At 23.1% G+C, this 18,545-nt stretch carries 12 protein-coding genes and 1 pseudogene; 6 read left to right on the top strand and 7 right to left on the bottom strand.

Annotation, left to right across the window (positions count from 1 at the left end; translation table 4 throughout):
* The first annotated feature begins 8 nt into the window (after window positions 1–8).
* Genes NX772_RS02355 through NX772_RS02330 form a run of 6 tightly spaced genes read left to right on the top strand, consistent with a single transcriptional unit; the run spans window position 9 to window position 5,007 of the window.
* A complete protein-coding gene (locus NX772_RS02355) occupies window positions 9–530 on the top strand; it encodes a tRNA (cytidine(34)-2'-O)-methyltransferase (protein ID WP_027123530.1) in 522 nt (173 codons plus the stop codon).
* Window positions 531–1,262 (top strand): TrmH family RNA methyltransferase, encoded by a 732-nt coding sequence (locus tag NX772_RS02350; RefSeq protein ID WP_027123529.1) that lies wholly within the window; start codon window positions 531–533, stop codon window positions 1,260–1,262.
* Between the two features lie 2 nt (window positions 1,263–1,264).
* Window positions 1,265–1,531 carry a DivIVA domain-containing protein gene (locus tag NX772_RS02345; protein WP_027123528.1) on the top strand — a complete coding sequence of 89 codons (267 nt, stop codon included), beginning with the start codon at window positions 1,265–1,267 and terminating at the stop codon, window positions 1,529–1,531.
* A gap of 49 nt (window positions 1,532–1,580) precedes the next feature.
* A complete protein-coding gene (locus NX772_RS02340) occupies window positions 1,581–2,285 on the top strand; it encodes a pseudouridine synthase (RefSeq protein WP_027123527.1) in 705 nt (234 codons plus the stop codon).
* A 12-nt stretch (window positions 2,286–2,297) separates the two neighbouring features.
* On the top strand, window positions 2,298–3,734 hold the full coding sequence (locus tag NX772_RS02335; protein ID WP_051542205.1) for a DEAD/DEAH box helicase: 1,437 nt from the start codon (window positions 2,298–2,300) through the stop codon (window positions 3,732–3,734).
* Window positions 3,735–3,786: 52 nt separating this feature from the next.
* Window positions 3,787–5,007 carry a DUF2179 domain-containing protein gene (locus NX772_RS02330; protein ID WP_051542203.1) on the top strand — a complete coding sequence of 407 codons (1,221 nt, stop codon included), beginning with the start codon at window positions 3,787–3,789 and terminating at the stop codon, window positions 5,005–5,007.
* A 264-nt stretch (window positions 5,008–5,271) separates the two neighbouring features.
* On the opposite strand, the pseudogene NX772_RS04040 reads toward NX772_RS02330, so the two are convergent.
* The 7 genes and pseudogenes from NX772_RS04040 to NX772_RS02295 form a co-directional block, all read right to left on the bottom strand.
* A pseudogene (locus NX772_RS04040) lies at window positions 5,272–6,280 on the bottom strand (IS30 family transposase).
* 163 nt (window positions 6,281–6,443) lie between these two features.
* Complete coding sequence (locus NX772_RS02320; RefSeq protein WP_027123471.1) at window positions 6,444–7,640, bottom strand: phosphopentomutase; 1,197 nt, start codon at window positions 7,638–7,640, stop codon at window positions 6,444–6,446.
* A gap of 103 nt (window positions 7,641–7,743) precedes the next feature.
* Window positions 7,744–8,667, bottom strand: a complete 924-nt coding sequence (locus tag NX772_RS02315; RefSeq protein ID WP_027123472.1) for a PfkB family carbohydrate kinase — start codon at window positions 8,665–8,667, stop codon at window positions 7,744–7,746.
* A complete protein-coding gene (locus NX772_RS02310) occupies window positions 8,660–10,741 on the bottom strand; it encodes a PTS fructose transporter subunit IIABC (protein ID WP_027123473.1) in 2,082 nt (693 codons plus the stop codon). Before NX772_RS02310 ends, NX772_RS02315 begins: the two co-directional genes overlap by 8 nt.
* An 85-nt stretch (window positions 10,742–10,826) precedes the next feature.
* Window positions 10,827–14,765, bottom strand: coding sequence for an Mbov_0399 family ICE element protein (locus tag NX772_RS02305; RefSeq protein ID WP_027123474.1), 3,939 nt, complete (start codon window positions 14,763–14,765; stop codon window positions 10,827–10,829).
* Between the two features lie 8 nt (window positions 14,766–14,773).
* Entirely contained in the window at window positions 14,774–17,356 is a 2,583-nt protein-coding gene (locus NX772_RS02300) for an Mbov_0397 family ICE element conjugal transfer ATPase (RefSeq protein WP_027123475.1), read from the bottom strand.
* Complete coding sequence (locus NX772_RS02295) at window positions 17,343–18,545, bottom strand: Mbov_0396 family ICE element transmembrane protein (protein WP_408605428.1); 1,203 nt, start codon at window positions 18,543–18,545, stop codon at window positions 17,343–17,345. Before NX772_RS02295 ends, NX772_RS02300 begins: the two co-directional genes overlap by 14 nt.

Raw genomic sequence — 18,545 nt, 5'->3', positions numbered from 1 at the left:
AGGAAACTATGTTAAATATAATATTATATCAACCTGAAATAAGTCCTAATACAGGTAATATTATAAGAACTTGTTTTGCGCTAGGAGCAAAATTACATATAATTAGACCTATTGCTTTTGATTTAGAACCAAAATGATTAAAAAGACCAGCGGCAGGCAAAAGACTAAGCGATATTAGGCACGAAATACACAATAATTATGAAGAATTTGAAAAAAAGTATCATGATAAAAAGATTTTTTATATCACAAGATATGGTTTAAAAACATATAGTGATGTGGATTTTTTGAAAATAGAAAATAAAAATAAAGAAATTTTTATAATGTTTGGAACAGAATCAACAGGAATACCAAAAAAAATTTTGCAAAAAGATTTATCCGCTTGTTTAAGAATACCTATGGTAGAAAAAAATCGTTCAATTAATCTCGCTAATTCTGTTTCAATTGTAGGATATGAAATATTAAGACAATTAAATTTTAAGGGTCTTTCTGTTTTTGAACAACAAAAAGGAAAGGATTTTATTACTTCTTAAATGAAAATAACATCCGTAAAAAATGAGCATATTATAAAATTAGCAAAATTAAAAATAAAAAAATATAGAGATAAATTCAATTTATATATAATAGAAAATTGAAAAATTATAGAAGAAGCTTTAAAAGAAAAAATTGTTGTTGAAATTTTAACTTCAAATGAAGAATTTTTCATAAAAAATATAAAAATAACATATGTAACTCAAGAAATAATTAAAAAACTATCATCTAATAAAAACCCTCAAGATTTTATTGCTATTTGTAAAAAGCGGGAAGAAGTAAAAAATATAACTGATAATAGAATTGTTGTATTAGATAATATTCAAGATCCTGGTAATTTAGGAACAATTTTAAGGAATTGTTTATCTTTTGGTTTTTTTTCATTAATAATTCAAGGAGTTGATGTTTATAATGAAAAGGTAATAAGATCATCACAAGGTGCATTTTTTCATTTGAATATAGTTCAAACTAATAATTTAGAATTGATTTTAAAAAATCTAAAGGATAAATATTTTTTTTATGGAACAATTCTAAATAAAAATAGTAAGGAATTAGCGACAATCACTAATAATAAAGAAAAATTTGCAATTATTTTCGGTAATGAGGGCAATGGTATAAGTGATCAAATTAAAAAAATGATTGATGAAAACATTTATATTGGTATAAATTTTGAATCTTTAAATGTAGCAGTAGCTAATGGTATTATTTTAAATAAATTTAAGGAAATTAATTAAATATGAATAATAAGGATTTTATTAAAAATATACAAGAAAAAAAGTTTGATACTGTTATAAATGGTTACAATCCTACTCAAGTTGATAATTTCATTGATAATGTTTTAGAAGAAAATAAAAAAAAGGATGAAATAATTGAAATATATAAGCTAAAAAACGAAGAACTATTAGAAAAAATAAAAAAAATGAAATTACAAGTTAGTAATCTTGAATTACAAAACAATCAATTAAAAAATATTTCAGAGGTTTTAGATAAAAAACCTTTATAAATTTTGCTTATTATTTTTTAATTTTAGAAATTAATATATAATGAAGATTATGAAAAAAGAAAGAGTTCAAAAACTCATATCTCAAGCAGGGATTGCTTCGCGTCGTAGCGCAGAAGAATTAATAAAAAATAAAAAAGTTATTATAAATGGAGAATTAGCAGCTTTAGGCGATAAAGCGAGTTTTAATGATGAAATAATAGTTGATGGAATAGTTATTTCAAAACAAGAAAAAGTTTATTATATAATGAATAAACCAGAAAAAGTTATATGTTCATTAAAGGATCCTCAAAATAGAACAGTTATTACCGATTTAATAGATGAAAATAGGTTTATTTTCCCTGTAGGTAGATTGGATTATAATACTACAGGTACAATTATTTTGACAAATGATGGAGAATTAACTCAAAGATTATTGCATCCTAAGTATGAAATTATTAGGGTATATAAAGCCAGATTAAATAGACCGTTAACTGAAAATCAATTATCTTTTTTAAATAGTGATCAAGTAAAAATTGATGGAGTCGTTTCGAAGCAAGAAGTTAAAAAAGTGGATACAAAATCTTATATAGTTACTTTAAAAGTAGGTACTTATCATCATGTAAAAAAACTTTTTGAATTGTTTGATTTAAAAGTGTGATCTTTAAACAGAATTGAATTTGCAGGACTAACTCACATAGGTTTACAAAAAGGACAATTTAGAAAATTAAATATTAAAGAAATAAGATGATTAAAATCATTAGTAAAATTAATTTAAGAATAGGAAAATATGGGATTTAAAACACTAAATATAAGTAAAAAAATGGAAATGGCCATAAAGGAATTGGGTTATACAAAACCGACACCAATACAACAAGCTGTTATAGAAAAGGCAATAGCAGGAAGAGATATTATAGGGCAAGCACAAACGGGAACAGGAAAAACAGCGGCATTTTCTATACCTATAATAGAGAATACAGATACTACAAATTCAAGAATTCAACATCTTATCTTAGCGCCTACTAGAGAATTAGCTAATCAAATATATTCAACAATAAATGAATTCACAAAAGTATTTACAGAAATAAAAACGGCTTTAATTGTAGGTGGAGTATCTTACGATAAGCAAAGTAAATATTTAAAAGAAAAACCACAAATTTTAATTTCTACACCAGGAAGATTAATTGATATTTTGACAAGTGAGAAAATAAAATTAAATTTAGATTTATCAAGTCTAAAATCTTTAACATTAGATGAAGCTGATGAATTATTAAAAGTAGGATTTTATGAAGAAATAAAAGAAATATTAAATTTTATACCTAAAGACAGGCAAAATTTTTTCTTTACAGCCACTTTCGATAAAAAAACTAAAAATTTAAGTGAAATAATAACAAAAAATCCAGAAGTAATTAATATATCTGATGGTATGTCAACTAGTGGTTCTATAAAACAGGATTATGTTGTTATGAAAGAATCATCCAAATTAAATAATTTAATAAAATTTTTAGATTTTTATAAGCCGGAATCAACTGTTATATTCGGTAGAACTAAAAGAAGAGTTGATGAATTAAGTAACGCTCTAAGAGAATTAGGTTTTAAAGCTATGGGTATTCAAGGAGATATGCAACAAAGAGAAAGAGAATTTGTCATGGATAAATTCAGAAAGCAAGATATATCTATTTTAGTGGCTACTGATGTTATGGCTAGAGGAATAGATGTTGATCATGTTCAGTGAGTTATAAATTTTGATTTACCACAAGAAATAGAATATTATACCCATAGAATAGGTAGAACAGGAAGAGCCGGAAGAGAAGGTTATTCATTATCTTTTGTTAAAGATAATGAACTACTTCACATGGAAAGAATTGCTATAGAAACTAAATCCGAAATAGAAGAAATAAATATTCCCGCAGATTCTCTTATAAAAGAGCTTTGAGAAAAAAGAATTTTTGAAAACGCATATAAAATATTAGAAAAAAATAAAAATGCTAAGTATACTTTTTTGAAAGATAAATTGCTTGAAACTTTCAATACAGAAGAATTAGCAACTATTTTAGCTGAGTATTTCGCTAACAGTAAATCGATTAAAAAAGAAATAAAATTAAGTCCTGAACCTAGTGTTATCATAAAAAATATAAAAAATAAAAATAAAAAACATAAAAAAGAAAGTTTCTTAGATAAAAAAATAAAAAATATACATTCTAAACAAAAAAGAAATAGAAAATAATTTTTTTAAATACTTTTTTGAATCTAAATAATAAAGTATAAAATTTATAAATATGGATAAAAAGCAATTATCATCTAAGGAATGTTTATTTAAAAAAAATACTGTTTATAATAGAACTAAAATGTCCAATTTTGGTTTAAAAATGAATATTTTTTATAAAAATATGTCAATGTGAAAAATAATTTTAATTGTAATATTTACTGCAATATTTTTTGGTATTATAAGTGTATTTTTTGTGAAAAATGTTGGTATTTACAATTTTGGATTAGCGGCATTTGGGCAATCATTATCAAAGTTAATATCTGTTCTTTTAAAAGAAGAACAAGTAACGAAGACAACAAGAAATATAATAGAACAATTTATTTTTTGAATTTTTTATATATTTTTAAGCATTCCAATTTTTATATTCGGATATAAAAAAGTAGGAAAAACATTTGTAAATCTTACCATTTTATTTTTACTAGTTTCAAGTTTTACGTCTTTTTTATTAGGGTTAATACCTGGAATAAATAATATATTTATAATAGGGAATTTTTTGAATATTTCTATTTATCAATCATTGCCTGAATATAAAAAAGAATTAAGTTCTATTATTCCTTTGCTTTGAAGTGATGGAGGGAATATTATAGCTTTATTTGTATTCTCTATAGTTTATGGATATATATTAGCGTGGATATTTGCTTTAATTCAAATAATAGGTGGAACAGCTGGAGTAACTGGAATAATAGGTGAATGATATGCGAATGAAAAAAGGAAATCATTTGGCACTATAAGTGGTTATATTAATATTGTTATTGTTTTTATTAGTGTATTAATAGGATCTTGATTACCTGGTTCATTATTACTTAGTGAGGTAAAAAATTCTTCAATTTTTGAAGCCAAAGAAATTTCTAAGCATGCATGGACATTCGAACTATATTTATCTCCCAATTTTATAGCCACAATATTAGTTAATGTAATTTATGTAATAACTTTAAATAAATTGTATCCTAAATTTAAATTAGTCAGAATAGAAGTTTATTCTATTTTTAATTCCGAAGAAATAGCTAAAGCTTTGGTTTTCGATAAAAAAATAGTAACTGGAATAACTATGTTTCATGGTCATGGTGGTTATTCTTCTAAAAAAATAAATATAGTTACAACAATAACTTTATTTAGGCAAGTAAATAGAATAATAAGAGATGTAAGAAAAATAGATTCAGAGGCATTTATATCAATTTCTGATGTAGTTGCACTAGATGGTTATATTTATATTCCTAAGAAAAAATTTTAAAGTTTTAAAAAAACCACAATTATGTGGTTTCCTAAAATGCAAATTGAAGTGCACCAGTAGTTTTTATTATAAAAACATTGTACTACAATTTATAATATTTTATACTCCCTGTTTACTATTAAAGGAGTGAAGGGGATATCCCCTTCTTTTAATTCCGCTTGTAAAGCGGTTTTTATTAATAAAGTTAATAAAAATTATGGGGCGAAATTTTTCGACCCTTTCATTATTTTCTTGTAATAATCTTGTAATTTTTAATAGTTTTAATTAATATTTATTTAATTTTTCTATTTCTTCTTCATATATGTCAAAAGCGCATTTTCCTTCTAGTATGTCTCTATTCATAAAATTTATTCTTTTTCAAGATTTAATATTTCTTCTCGAGAGACTTTATTAAAATCAGTCCCTTTTTATAAACTCTTCTTATAAGTCCGTTAAAATTTTCATTAGTTCCTCTTTGAAAAGAAGCGTATTTATCGGTTTTATAAATTTTAATTCCTAATTTTTTGCTAATATTCCAACCGCATTAAATTCAATTCCATTATCAAAAGTAATACTTTCAACGGGTAATTCTAGTGTATTTATTCTTTCATAAAGAACTTTATTAATGTAAAAGGGTTCTTACTTGAAACTTTTACAATTATTCCCAACCTACTTTTTCTTTCCACTAAAGTTAAAAGACTAGAATGCCCTGCGGATTTTTACCTATAACTAAATCACCCTCTCAATGCCCAAATGTTTCTCTTAAATCAATATGTTTTGGTCTAGCTCAAATAGGAAATACATAATTTGACTGCACAAGTCTTTCAATAACGTTATTTTTTCTTTTTCCGCCTTTTGTATAGTGCTTTCTTAATCTATCTTTATTAGTTAATACTCATTTTCCTGTATTAATCCAATTAAAAACAGTCCTTAGCGAAGGGATTTTAATATTTTTAATACCTTCTTTTATTAAGTTGTAAGTCATTTTTATTCCGCATGTTGCTTTGTTAAAATTATCTTTAATAAGTTTGCTAAATTCTTTATAATCATCCATTTGAGAAAAGAAAAACAATCTTTTATGTTTATGTCTTATTTTGGCTTTTTCATTTGCTATTAAATGATCATAAAATCCGTAAAAATTTGAATTTCTTTTAATTCTCTTGACACTGTTGAGTGATTGACATTAAGAAAATTAGCAATTTGTCTAATTGAATATTTTTATAAAACAATTTCTCTATTAAAAATCTTTTTCAGCATTTAAATGCGAATAATGCTTTGTTGTATTATAATTCATATGGTCCTTTCAATAAAAAGTATGTTGTCTTAAATTTTTATAGAGTGTTTTTTTATTTAAAAAATCAAGTGCAACCACTTTTTAATTTTACATTATAGTGGTGCACTTGATTTTGCATTCAGGGAAACCACAATTATGTGGTTTTTTAAAATAATTAATTTATTTATATTAACTTATCAAAAATATCTTCACCCGTGTCTATTAAATCCAAGTCAAAATTTCTAGCAATTATATTACCGGTTGTACCAAGTCCTTTTAGTATTCCTAAATTTCTATTTTTCCCCGTAAATGATTTAGAATAAATAGTTAATGGTAAAGCTTCTCTAGTATGATTACTTCCTGGGAATGAAGGATCGTTTCCATGATCAGAAGTCATTATTAATAAATCATCTTCGTTCATAGCGTTTATTAATTTTGCTAGTTTTATGTCAAATGAATTAATATTATGAGCATAACCTTCTAAATTTCTTCTATGACCATAATGTGAGTCAAATTCTACTAAATTAACAAAAATAAATTCATTTTCTGTTTTTTGTGAAGCTAGTTCAATAGCTACATCCATATTTTCGTTATCGCTAGCAGGAGGGAAAACTTTATCTATTCCTTGACCTACAAAAATGTCATTAATTTTTCCGACAGCGATCGTTTTTATGCCTTTTTCTTGTAATTTATTTAAAATGGTGTCTTTAGGAGGTTTATTAGCATAATCATGACGATTAAATGTTCTTGTAAATTCTCCGTTTTCTCCTACATAAGGTCTTGCTATGATTCTGGCTACATTTCATTCGGGTCTCGAAGAACAAATTTCTCTTGCAGCTTTTGCATATCTATATAAATTATCCAATCCAGTATATTTTTCATGACCACAAATTTGTAATGTAGAATCTGGAGAAGTATAAACTATTATATGTCCATTTTTTATTTCTTGATCCCCTAGTTCAGATAAAATTACAGTCCCACTTGCATTTCTATTACCTATGATTTTTCTACCATCAAAAGCTTTTTCTAGTTTCTCAATTAGTTCTGCAGGGAAACCGTTTTCTATAAATTGAGGATTAGGAACTTGTGTTTCTATTCCCATCATTTCTCAGTGACCAGCGAGTGTATCTTTAGCATTGGATTTTTCTATAATTCTTCCCATGTAAGCAATATGATCTTTGTTTTTCTGGTTGTGATTAAAAACTTTTGTTATTTCTGTTATTCCTAATTTTTTTCATGTTGGTATTTCTAATAATCCGCTTTGACTAACGTGGAATAAAGTATCTGCTCCACTATCGGAAAATTCTTCTTGTCTACCATCATCTCCGATTCCTAATGAATCTGTAACAATCATAAAAATTCTTTTAAACTTTTTTTTCATTTTTTCCTTTTAATTTCTTTATTATTTAAAATTATAAAACTTTTATTTCATTTTAAATAATAAAAAAAGAAATATAAAAATATCTAGTTAATTCTAGATATTTTTATGCTAATTTTTCTACTTTTACATTGCTTAAGAATTTTTCTGTTAGTTTTTTATTTCCTAGTCAAGTAGAATTTACTGTACCCATAGCGGAAGCATTCGCTAACTTAAAAAAATCTTTAGCATTATTTTTATTAAAAAAATAATTTGCTGAAAACATTGAAATTAATGTATCTCCTGCTCCTGTAGCAGAAACTAACTTAATAGGTTTTATTACTGTGGCTTTATAAATTTCACCCTTATCTGTTAATAAATAAGAACCGTTTTTATCAAGAGACACCATTATATTTTTAACACCATTACTTTGAATTTTTTTCATTACTTCAAGCAAATCTGATTCATTTTCAATTTTAACATTAAAATTTTTTTCTAATTCTAATTTGTTAGGTTTAATTAAAAAAGGTTTGTATTTTAAAAAATCAACTATTTTTTCTGTATCTATATCTAAAACAAAGTTTATATTTCTTTTAGATATTATTTCCAAAATTTCCTCAATTAAAAAGTCATTACTTTGCCCCATTATTAACAATAAATCATTTTCGTTTAATTTTGAAATTTCTTTTTTTAATTTATTAATTAAGTCAAAAGTTAAAGTAGTTTTAGGGCCATTTAATTCAAATTCTGCATTAGAACCGTAAAATTTGATATTTAATCTTGTTTTTTTCGGATGATCAATATTAGTTATTTTTAAATTTTCATCTTGAAAAATACCGCTGAATTCTTTAAATGTATCATTGTCATAAAATGAAATAGCAGTATTTTCTATACCATGTCTATTTAGAATTATAGAAGCATTTATCCCCTTTCCTCCAGGGTATATGCTTGACTCTACATATCTATTAACTTTATTTAATTCAAATCGAGAATTTTCAATTATAAAATCTTTAGAAGGTGATAAAGTTAAAGTATAAATTTTATTAGACATTTTTTCTTTTTTTTGTTTTAAAGTTAATAGGATATTTATTTAATATTCATATCATTAGTGCTGATGCTAAAGCACCTATAAATAAAGCAATAAATCAAAATAAAATACCCATACCTATAGAAACTGCGTTGTTAACAAATAAATTAGATTTTGCTAAAAATACAACAAATATTCCACCATGAGGAGCAACGATATTAACACCTAGTAAAGCTGAAATCATTCCTGCTACTGCTCCTCCTACAATATTAGAAGGAATTAATACTTTAGGGTTTTTAGAAGTATAAGGAATAGCACCTTCTGAAATAAATGATAAACCAAAAATAATATTTGAAATTTTTCCTGCTTCAATTTCTTCTTTTGTTCATAATTTTTTATGCATAATCATAGATAATGAAATACCTAAAGGAGGTACCATACCCGCTATCATAACAGCAGCCATTGAAACTGAAGAATTTCCATTTACAATTGTTAATGTTCCAAAAATATATGCAGCTTTATTAATTGGACCACCTAAATCAACTGCCATCATTGAACCAAGCACAACTCCTAATAATCATGCAAGATAAGGTTTATTTTGCATTAATTGTAATAATAGCACTAATCCTAAATTAATATAAATTAGTACAATATTAACTAATCAAAATGATAAAGCAATTGCTATTGTTCCTAATAAAGGGATAAATAAAATATTTTTAATACCGTTAAATGTTTTTGGCAAGTTTCCGAAAACGTATTTTGAAAATACTATTACCATAGCACCAACATAAAACGCTCCCAAAATAGCACCAACAAAACCTGAACCTGTACCTAAAAAGTCTCCAGGTTTTTGAACTCCAGAATTTGTTATTGAATCTAATAAAAATCCATATGTCCCCTTTACGCCACCGCTGGCTATTGAACCTACAACAAATCCTGGTAATAATCCTTGTCTACCAACTATAGCAAAAGAAATATATGCTGCTAAAACTGGAACAGCTAGACCTAATCCTATTTTACCTATTTCAAAAAATAATTTAGCAATTGAATTATTGAATCCAAAATTTGATAAAAATTCTGCACTATTAATATCTTTACCAGATAACGAACCGGTGATAAGGTCTATAATAAACCCTAGTGCTAAAATGATTCCTCCAAATACTATAAATGGCAACATATAAGAAATACCGTTTAGTAAAGAACGGTGCATTTTTTTACCAAATCCCGCAAAAGATAATTCATCTTGATCAGAATTTTGATCACCAAGTTTTTTAGCAACTTTAATTTTTTGCCCTTTATTTTCAAGAATTTTTTTAATTTGCTCTTCTGGTTTATGAATTGCTTTTTGTGTTGAAATTTCAACTATATTATCGTTATGAGCAAATTTCCCTTTTTCTATTTCGCGATCTATAGCTATAATAACACCTTTAGCATTCTTGATTTCCTCAATAGATAAAGAATTTTTTATTCCTTCCGCACCTTGAGTTTCAACTTTTATTGTTAAATTCATTGCTTTTGCTTGTTCAATTAGTTTTTGCTCTGCAAGATATGTATGCGCTATTCCTGTAGGACAAGCAGTTACTGCAACAATATCATATTCTTTATTGTTATTAGATGATACACTAATTTGTTCTTGTGTTTCTTCCTCAAACTTTTGAATTAATGATAAAAATTCCTCTGAAGAATTTACAGTAGATAATTCCTTTTTGAATTCTTCCTTATCTATAAATTTAGCTAATTTAGATATAACTTCGATGTGAGAATTCTCACGATCATTTTTAGAAAAAGCAATTCCAAAAATATATTTTACTGGTTGATTGTCGATAGAATTTCAATCAATATCATTAACTCTAGCAAATAAAAGAGTAGATTCATTCATAGTTTCATCACCAAAGTGAGGCATTGCAATATTATTTCCAAAACCTGTAGATGATTGATTTTCTCTTTCTTTGAAAAGTTTATATATTTTTTCTTCATCAGCACCATATTTTTTTAGAAATAATTCTTTAGCAAAAAACTTTAAAACGTCATCTTTTGATTCTAAATTAGTATTTAAAAATATAGTGTCTTTATTTTTAAATAAACTTTTAATTTTCATAATTTCCTTTCTTTTTTTAGAAATTATATCAAAGTATCTTTTAAGTTATAATAAATTAAATATCTTATAATATCAAGCAAATAATTTATTTCTTATACTTAAAAAATTTTCTGTAGATTTTAGTTATTAAAATAACAATAAAAAAGGATGAAAAAGCGATCGGAGTAAATAATCACTGATAATTATGTTTATTTTTTTGTTTTAAACTATTTTTATTTTCTAAGAAAATATCATCAGATTTTAAAAAGGAATTTTCACTTAAATAATTTAAAACATAAAAATTTATATGCCCTGATACTCTTTTTGTATTTTTTGCAATTAATCTAAAATTTGCTGTATTTTCACCTTTAGATAATACAAGTTCTCTAATTTTTTCTTTAGAATCAATTTCTTCAATAATAAAATCTTTCTTGTATTCTAAAAGAAATTCTGCAAAATATTTTCTAATATTTTCTATTATAGTATTTTTCAATTCAAAAAAATTATCACTATTTGTTCTAATTGTATCTATTTTAAAATTACTTAAATCAAGTATTTTATTTTCTTGTTGAGAATTGATTTTAACATTTAAAATAAAGTAATTTTTTATATTAGAATATTTTCCTAATATTTTAAATTTTATAAATTTATTTTTATTATGGATTAAAACTATTAATTTCTCATTAAAAAATTGAATTTCTAAATCTTGATCAAAAACTAAGTTTATTTTTCTTACTTCTTTATTTATAATTTTTTTTATTTCTTCTGCAATTTCTATTTGATTATCACTGTCTTCTAAAACTAAATCATCAATTTTTATTTTTGACAAATCTATTTCTTTTCGGTTATTTTCAGATACGTTCAGAAAATTAAATACTTTTAAGAGTTTATTTTCGTTAGAGTTTGCGTTTATTATTTTTATGAGTACAGGACTTTTGTTATTACTAGTACCATTTTCTAAAATTTCTTCTATTTTTTCCTCAAAATTTTCAATATAGTAATCTTTTTCAAAAGTATAGTTTAAAGAAATATTATCGCGTAAAAAAGATAATATATTTTCTTCTATTTCACTTTTATTTTTTAAATTATTTAAATATATTTCTTCACTTTTAAAATCGAAAAATAAAAGTTTATTTTCATTTAAAAAGTTATTATTAGTTTGAATAGACATTTCGATGAATTTATTTTCTTCTCTGATAAAAAAAGAATCTTTAAAGTTTTCTAAAATTTCAAAATTAAAAAATAGTTTATCACTATTTTTATTAATATTTACTACAACTTTTTCTTTGTTTTCAAAGTCATATCATTCATTTGTAGGAAAAAAGTCACTATTCTTTTTAAAAGAATCATTTATTTCTTTTTTATTTAATTTAGGTATTATTTCAAAAAAATTCTCATTGTTAGAAATTTCATCTTCTTGAGTTTTATTATTTTTTCAAGAAACTTTAAAATAAAAAATTTCTTGTGATAATTCATAATCAATAGAATTAAAATTATTGCTTATGAAAAAAGAAATTTTTATAATATTTTTGTCTTCTTCAGATAATTCTATATTTCAATTTACTTTATCTTTGTTTTTAAATTCAGATATAAAATTATTATAATTATCTACATTTTCACTAAATTTTTCTCTTTCTATTTGATAACTAAATTTCTTAAGCAATTCTTCCTGGATTAAAGGATTTATTAAAATTTTATTTTCATTATGTTTCGCGTGATTTCATAAAGTTTCACTTACATATTCTGTTCAATATTTTAATATAGTTTCGTAAGTTAGTGCGTTAATTTCTTTATTATTAAGTTTATATTTATCTATTAAAAATTTTTTTAGATGTTTACCTTGGGAAGAGTCGAAAAAATTAGTTACTTTTTTATTTACAAATATGGAAGTAAACTTTTTATTAGAAACATTATTCCCTATCAAAACTAACTTATAATTATTTAATCCTTTTTCGGTTTTACTACTAAATAATCATAATCCAGAAGTTGAAAAATAATTATTTTCGTTTTCACTTACTTTTATTTCAGATATGTTATTGTGTTCGTTTGAATCTGGATTAGAATTAAATATTCTGAAAAAATCGTTATTTTCTATAATCTTATACTTTTTAATAGGATAACTATCATTTATTTGTAAATTTATTCCTTTTTCCACAACAACTGCCTCCGCTATAAAACCTGTATTGTTTTCATAATTTTCAGTAATATTGTTGTTATTATCAACAGGATCTTGCATAAAACGAGTACCTAAGGGCAAATTATTTTCATTATCACTAAAGTCTACTCAAACTATTTGTTTTTTGGTACCGGTTTCTTTGTCTATTAAAGGATCAAATTTTGGGTTTTTTATTTTAGATCCATCGGAACTTAGCAAATACTCACCTTTGTCATTTTTCAAAAATTCAGTTATTAATTTTTCTTGTTCTTTATTATTTTCAGGATTTCAAGCAAATCATTTTAATTTTAATTTTAAATTTTGATTTTTAATTTCTATTATTGTATGTCATCTAAAAATTTCTGTTTTATTTTCTTCAACTACGGATTTTTTATCAAATTTTACTAATTCTATTTTGAAAACTGAATTAGAATTTTCGTTTTTATTTAAGGTTAAATCAAAGAAAAAGTTTTGATCTAAAACATCAACTTTTTTGCCATTAATATAAAGAATTTCATTTTCATTTAAAGTAGTTTTAAAGTTTACCTTTACAGGAGCATTGTAATATCAATGACCTCCATAAATATCCGATATTTCTTTATCATTTTCCTTTCTTGTCTTTTCATCGTCAACCAATTCTAAAGAATCATTGTTTTTTCAATTTAAATATTTGCTAGGAATTATTTCTAATCTTTCTTTTATATTTTTGCTTTTAAAAATCTCAGTTTCTATTCATTTAATTTCCAATGCATTTGAAATTTTTATTAGTTCTTTTTTATTAGTTATTCTATTAGTATATTCTAAGAAAAAACTAATTTTTTCTTTTCTATTATCAAAATTAGTTGAATATTTTAAGTTAAATTCACTAGAATATTTAATATTAGCAATTTGTCTTTTAAAATCCGCTATTTTTCTTTCCAAATATTCAATGTTGGAAGTATAAGAAGATATTTTTTTATCTGTATACAAACCGTTATGATATCCGGAATCTGTTTGCAGTTCTATTTTATTATTTTGTATAAAATAATTATTAAAATTCTCCTTTACAAGTTTAATATTATTAAGTATTTCTACTTGTTGAAAATTTGTATTTTCATAATTTATTCTTGTATCAAAAGAAATTTTTACTTTTAAATCAGTTACTCTTGAATTTAGTTTGTCAAATTCCTTTGAATCTCTTTTTTCAGTTTCTATATAAAAGTTAAAGTCCACTTTTAAATTGTTGATATAAAAACTTTTTATTTTATTTCCATTTTTTGAGTATATTAATTTATATTCATCTATTTTTTTATTTAATTTTTTAAAAACAAAATCGCTTAAATTAATACCATAGCTTCCATATAGCGAAAATTGAGTGTCAATAAAATTATCATTTTCTTTTTCTAAACCAAAATAAAATTGTAATCTTTTATGTTCATTTTTTAAAACATCAATTACTTCATTGGAACTATGTTTAGCAAAATTTCCATTGTCAAAATCTAGACCATTCTTTCTTCTTTTAGAACCTATGTATTCTGTTTTTTTTAATTGAAAAAAATCTATAGTTCATCCTTCTAATCCCTTAGCTATATTTATATTAGCTCCGTATCATCCGGAATTTAAATAATTTTGCCAATAGCCTAATAGATGACCACCGTGTTTGTTTGAATAATAGTGAGAGGCAGATTTTGTGTAGAAAAATTTTGAATCATAAAATCTAGTAAAAGGTTTTTTTGTAGAATTTAAAGATGAAAAATTTTTGTATATTAAAGAATTATCTAATATTTTACTAATATTTATATAATCTTCTAGTTCAATATGATTATTTATATTGTGATTTGTAGTTGAGGAAGCCAAAATTTCACTATCTATTTTATTTATGTTTGTATATGTAACAGTATTAAAATTCATGTTCTCCTTTATTTATTAAACAAATATTCTTGTTCAAAGTTGTTGTAATTTACTTTAAAATACATTTTCTTTTTATTTGCTGATATCAATAAGCACTCTCCTTTTCCTGCGTTTGTTAAAAAAGAACTATCAAATTCACTAATTAAATTAAAATTTTTATTATCTTCAAAGGGGTTAAAAATTGAATTAACAATTTTTATATCATCACCAGGAAGGTTAAATAAAAATTTATATTGAATATTTTTTAATATACCGTGAGTTTTATTATTAGTATCTATATTTAAAGAGAAATCTGAAGGATTTTGAGTTGATAAAATAATAGATCCGTCATATTTTCTTATAGTTTTTGTAGAGTCAAAAATAAAATCTAGAGTTTGCATATTTTTTTTATCAATAAATTTATGAACTTCATCGAAAACTAAAATACTTTTTTTCTTTTTTTGATAAAAATTCTGATTAACTTTGCTCTGAATTAAATTTAAAATTAGATAAAAGAACGCGTTAACATTTTCTTTTGTTGTATTTTCTATTAATGTTTTTGTGTCGATAACAATAAAATCATGTGATAAATTCATTGTTGTTCTTTGGTTATAGTTTCAAGAAAAAATACCATTATTTTCAAAATTAATTTTCAATCATTCGATAATTTTTATTTTTTCTTTTTCATATACTTCTTTTTCGTATTTTTTTAAATTAGTATTTTCTAATTCTTTTATTAAATCTGATATTATTGGAAAATCATTTTTTTTAATTTTTTCAATATTATTTCAATATAAATTCTTTATTGATTTCATTAAAATAATTTCTTTTTCTTCGCTTCAACTAAAAGATAAAATTTTTATTCAATTTATAAAAAAAGAAATTTGACTTGATATTTTTTGATCGATATTTTTTTCATTATTAAAATCTATTTTTTCAATTATTTGCAAAGGATTTATAGAAATATTTCTATTACTTATGTCAATTCAAGAAATATCAAAAATATTTTTAAAATTTTGATATTCTCTTTGTGGATCTACTATTATTACAGAAGAATCTTTCTTTAGATAGCTATCTAATATAAGTTTCTTTATAGCTGTTGTTTTTCCTCTTCCTGATGTTCCAAAAAATATACAATTAGAATTTGTATGAAAAGAATTTCTTTTTCAAATATCAAGTATAAAAAATTGTTTTTTGTTTTTTCCTAGATAAAAAGAATTCTTATCTACATTTTTTTCAAAACAAAAAGGTCATGAATATGCCAAATTCCTAGATACAATTTCAATACTTTCATTTAATATGTTATCATTGAATAAAGAAAAACTTTTAAAAGCTTCAAGTTGTCTAAATTTCAATTTATTAATCTTTGTTTTCTCTTTTTTTAATGCATCTTGTAATTCTGTATTTATATCCTTTTTTAATAATTTTAAATCCCTATTAAAATTTAAAAATAACATCGAACTATTAAACAATTTTTGATTTTCTATATTTAATAAATATGCAAGTTCATCAATTGCTTCCATATTTTTGATATCATTTTTATTTCTAAATTCTGACTTTTTATTAAATGCTATATTAGTTAATATTTTATTATTTGCTGAATCGACAATCTTTTCATATTCTTTGGTGTTTATAGGATCTATATCTCATAATATTCACGATTTTGATGAACTAAAAAAAGTTTCAGCCCACCCTACATTTAAATTTAAAGGCATATCGCTTATAGTATTTATTTTTGCAAACATATTATTTCATTTAAAATAGCTATTTTTAAAAGTTAATTGATCTAGAGAGTTACTATTTTCCTGGTTTAAAAGATAAAAAGATTTTGTGAACAATTCAACATCAGTTTTATCTAAAATATCAAAATTTATTTCGACTTTTTCGAAGAAATCACTTATTAATAAAACTTCTTGTTCTAATTTTTCTATACTTTTAGAATAAATTACCAAAAAGTATTCATCTTTATATTCATGATTTTGAAGGTATTCGATTTCTTTTTTTGATTCATCAATATATTGTTTCTCTTTATCGTTTAAAAATGAATTCTTTTTATTTAAAACTTCTATTTTTTCTTTAAAATTGTATTTTTTTTGAATTTTAACAAAAGTAATTCTTTCTTCTCTAGAATTAAAAAATAATATCATTTTTTCAAGAAATTCTCTTTTTTCTTCAACGTTTTTAGTTCAAATATTATAGCCATCAAATTTTATAATTTTAGAATATTTATAACCTTTAGAAATAACATTTTTAAATTGAATATTACCATTTTCATCAACTTCTTTTATATTAATAAAAAAATTAACATTTGATCTTTTAGAATTTGTAGAAAACTTTTTGTTTTCAATTCAATACTTAAAAACTCTAATTAAAATAATCCAAATTCTAGCATTGTGAGAAGGTAAAAATAATAGAGTAGGACTAATAAGTAAAATTAAAACTAAAAATATAGAAAAAGAGATAATTTTTTTGTATTGAACTGAATCAGGTATTACTGTTCAGGATATTAAAAAACTAATTATTAAAGAAATAAAAATATATATTAAATCAGAAAGAAAGAAATTTTTTGCAATTAATATCTTATTTTTTTTAATATTTTTAGGTTGAAGCATAATCACTCCTTTTATGACGAAATTCCTTGTTATTATCAAAATTTATTGTTTGAAATAAATTTTTACTTTTTAATTCTTTGTCTGATATTTTCGAAAATGTAATATTTTTTTCTTTTAGGCTTTGAATAACACAATTCTTTTTGTTTATGTAATTTGAGTAAAAATTTTGAGACATTATTTCTTTTATATTTTCATATATAAGTTTATTTTCAATTAATGTACTTCTAAAAGTATGTGATTCACCTAATAAATTAGAAATCATTTTTACAAATTTACTTATTGAATAAGCTCCACCTATTAGTAAAATAGAAAATAACGATAATTTAGTAAAGTTGTAAATATTATCTATTCCATTAATCGAATTATTAATAATTACAGAATAAAAAGAAAAAATTTTTAATCCTAGTATATAAACAAAAATGGAAATTAATTTTGAAAAATACATTTTATTTCAATTGTTAAATCTTTTCCCTCCATCAAAAAGCATGGTAGAAAAAACAAAAGGTGAAATTAAAAATAAAAAGAAATATTGAAAAGTTTTATTAGAAAGATAAATAGCATTTTTTATAAAAATGCTTAAAAGTGTTATTCCTACTATTGAAGGAAAAAATAATAATTCAGAAGAACTTATATTTATTTTTGTATATTCTTCAAATGGTATTATTCCAAATGAATTATCAATAGTTAGATCTTTCCATGTTTTAAGATCAATTTCCTGTGGTTTTAAAGATAAAAAAATATTATGAGATATATTTTGATTATTGTTAATACTTATAGTAAAAATATTAAAGAAAGTATTAAAAATATTAATCACAACAAAAGATAATAAAGGAATTCCAAAAATTAAAATTAAAGCAGGTATCATCTTTTGTAACATATTAATCAATGATAAGTTTTTTTCATTTTTTTGAGAAAACGACCATCGTATTATGGTTAATAAGATAATAAATAAAAAAAATATTGAATTGATAATCAAGAATGCATTAAAAATAATAGGAGTTTTTATCTCACTATATCTTAGTTCTTCAGATGCTTTTCCGAAAAACAACAAATTTATTAATGGAAAACTTAAAAAGTTAAAAATATCTGTTAGTAAAGATAAAAATTTAAATGGTATTGATATAAAAATAAATCAAAAGAATGAAAGAATTGTATAATAAATACCGTATATAGCATCTTGAAATATCAT

The sequence above is a fragment of the Mesomycoplasma molare genome, from assembly GCF_024918955.1.
GTDB lineage: Bacteria > Bacillota_I > Bacilli_A > Mycoplasmatales > Metamycoplasmataceae > Mesomycoplasma_A > Mesomycoplasma_A molare.
The sequence above is the reverse complement of the archived record's forward strand: the minus strand, read 5'-3'. Positions and strand labels throughout refer to the sequence as shown.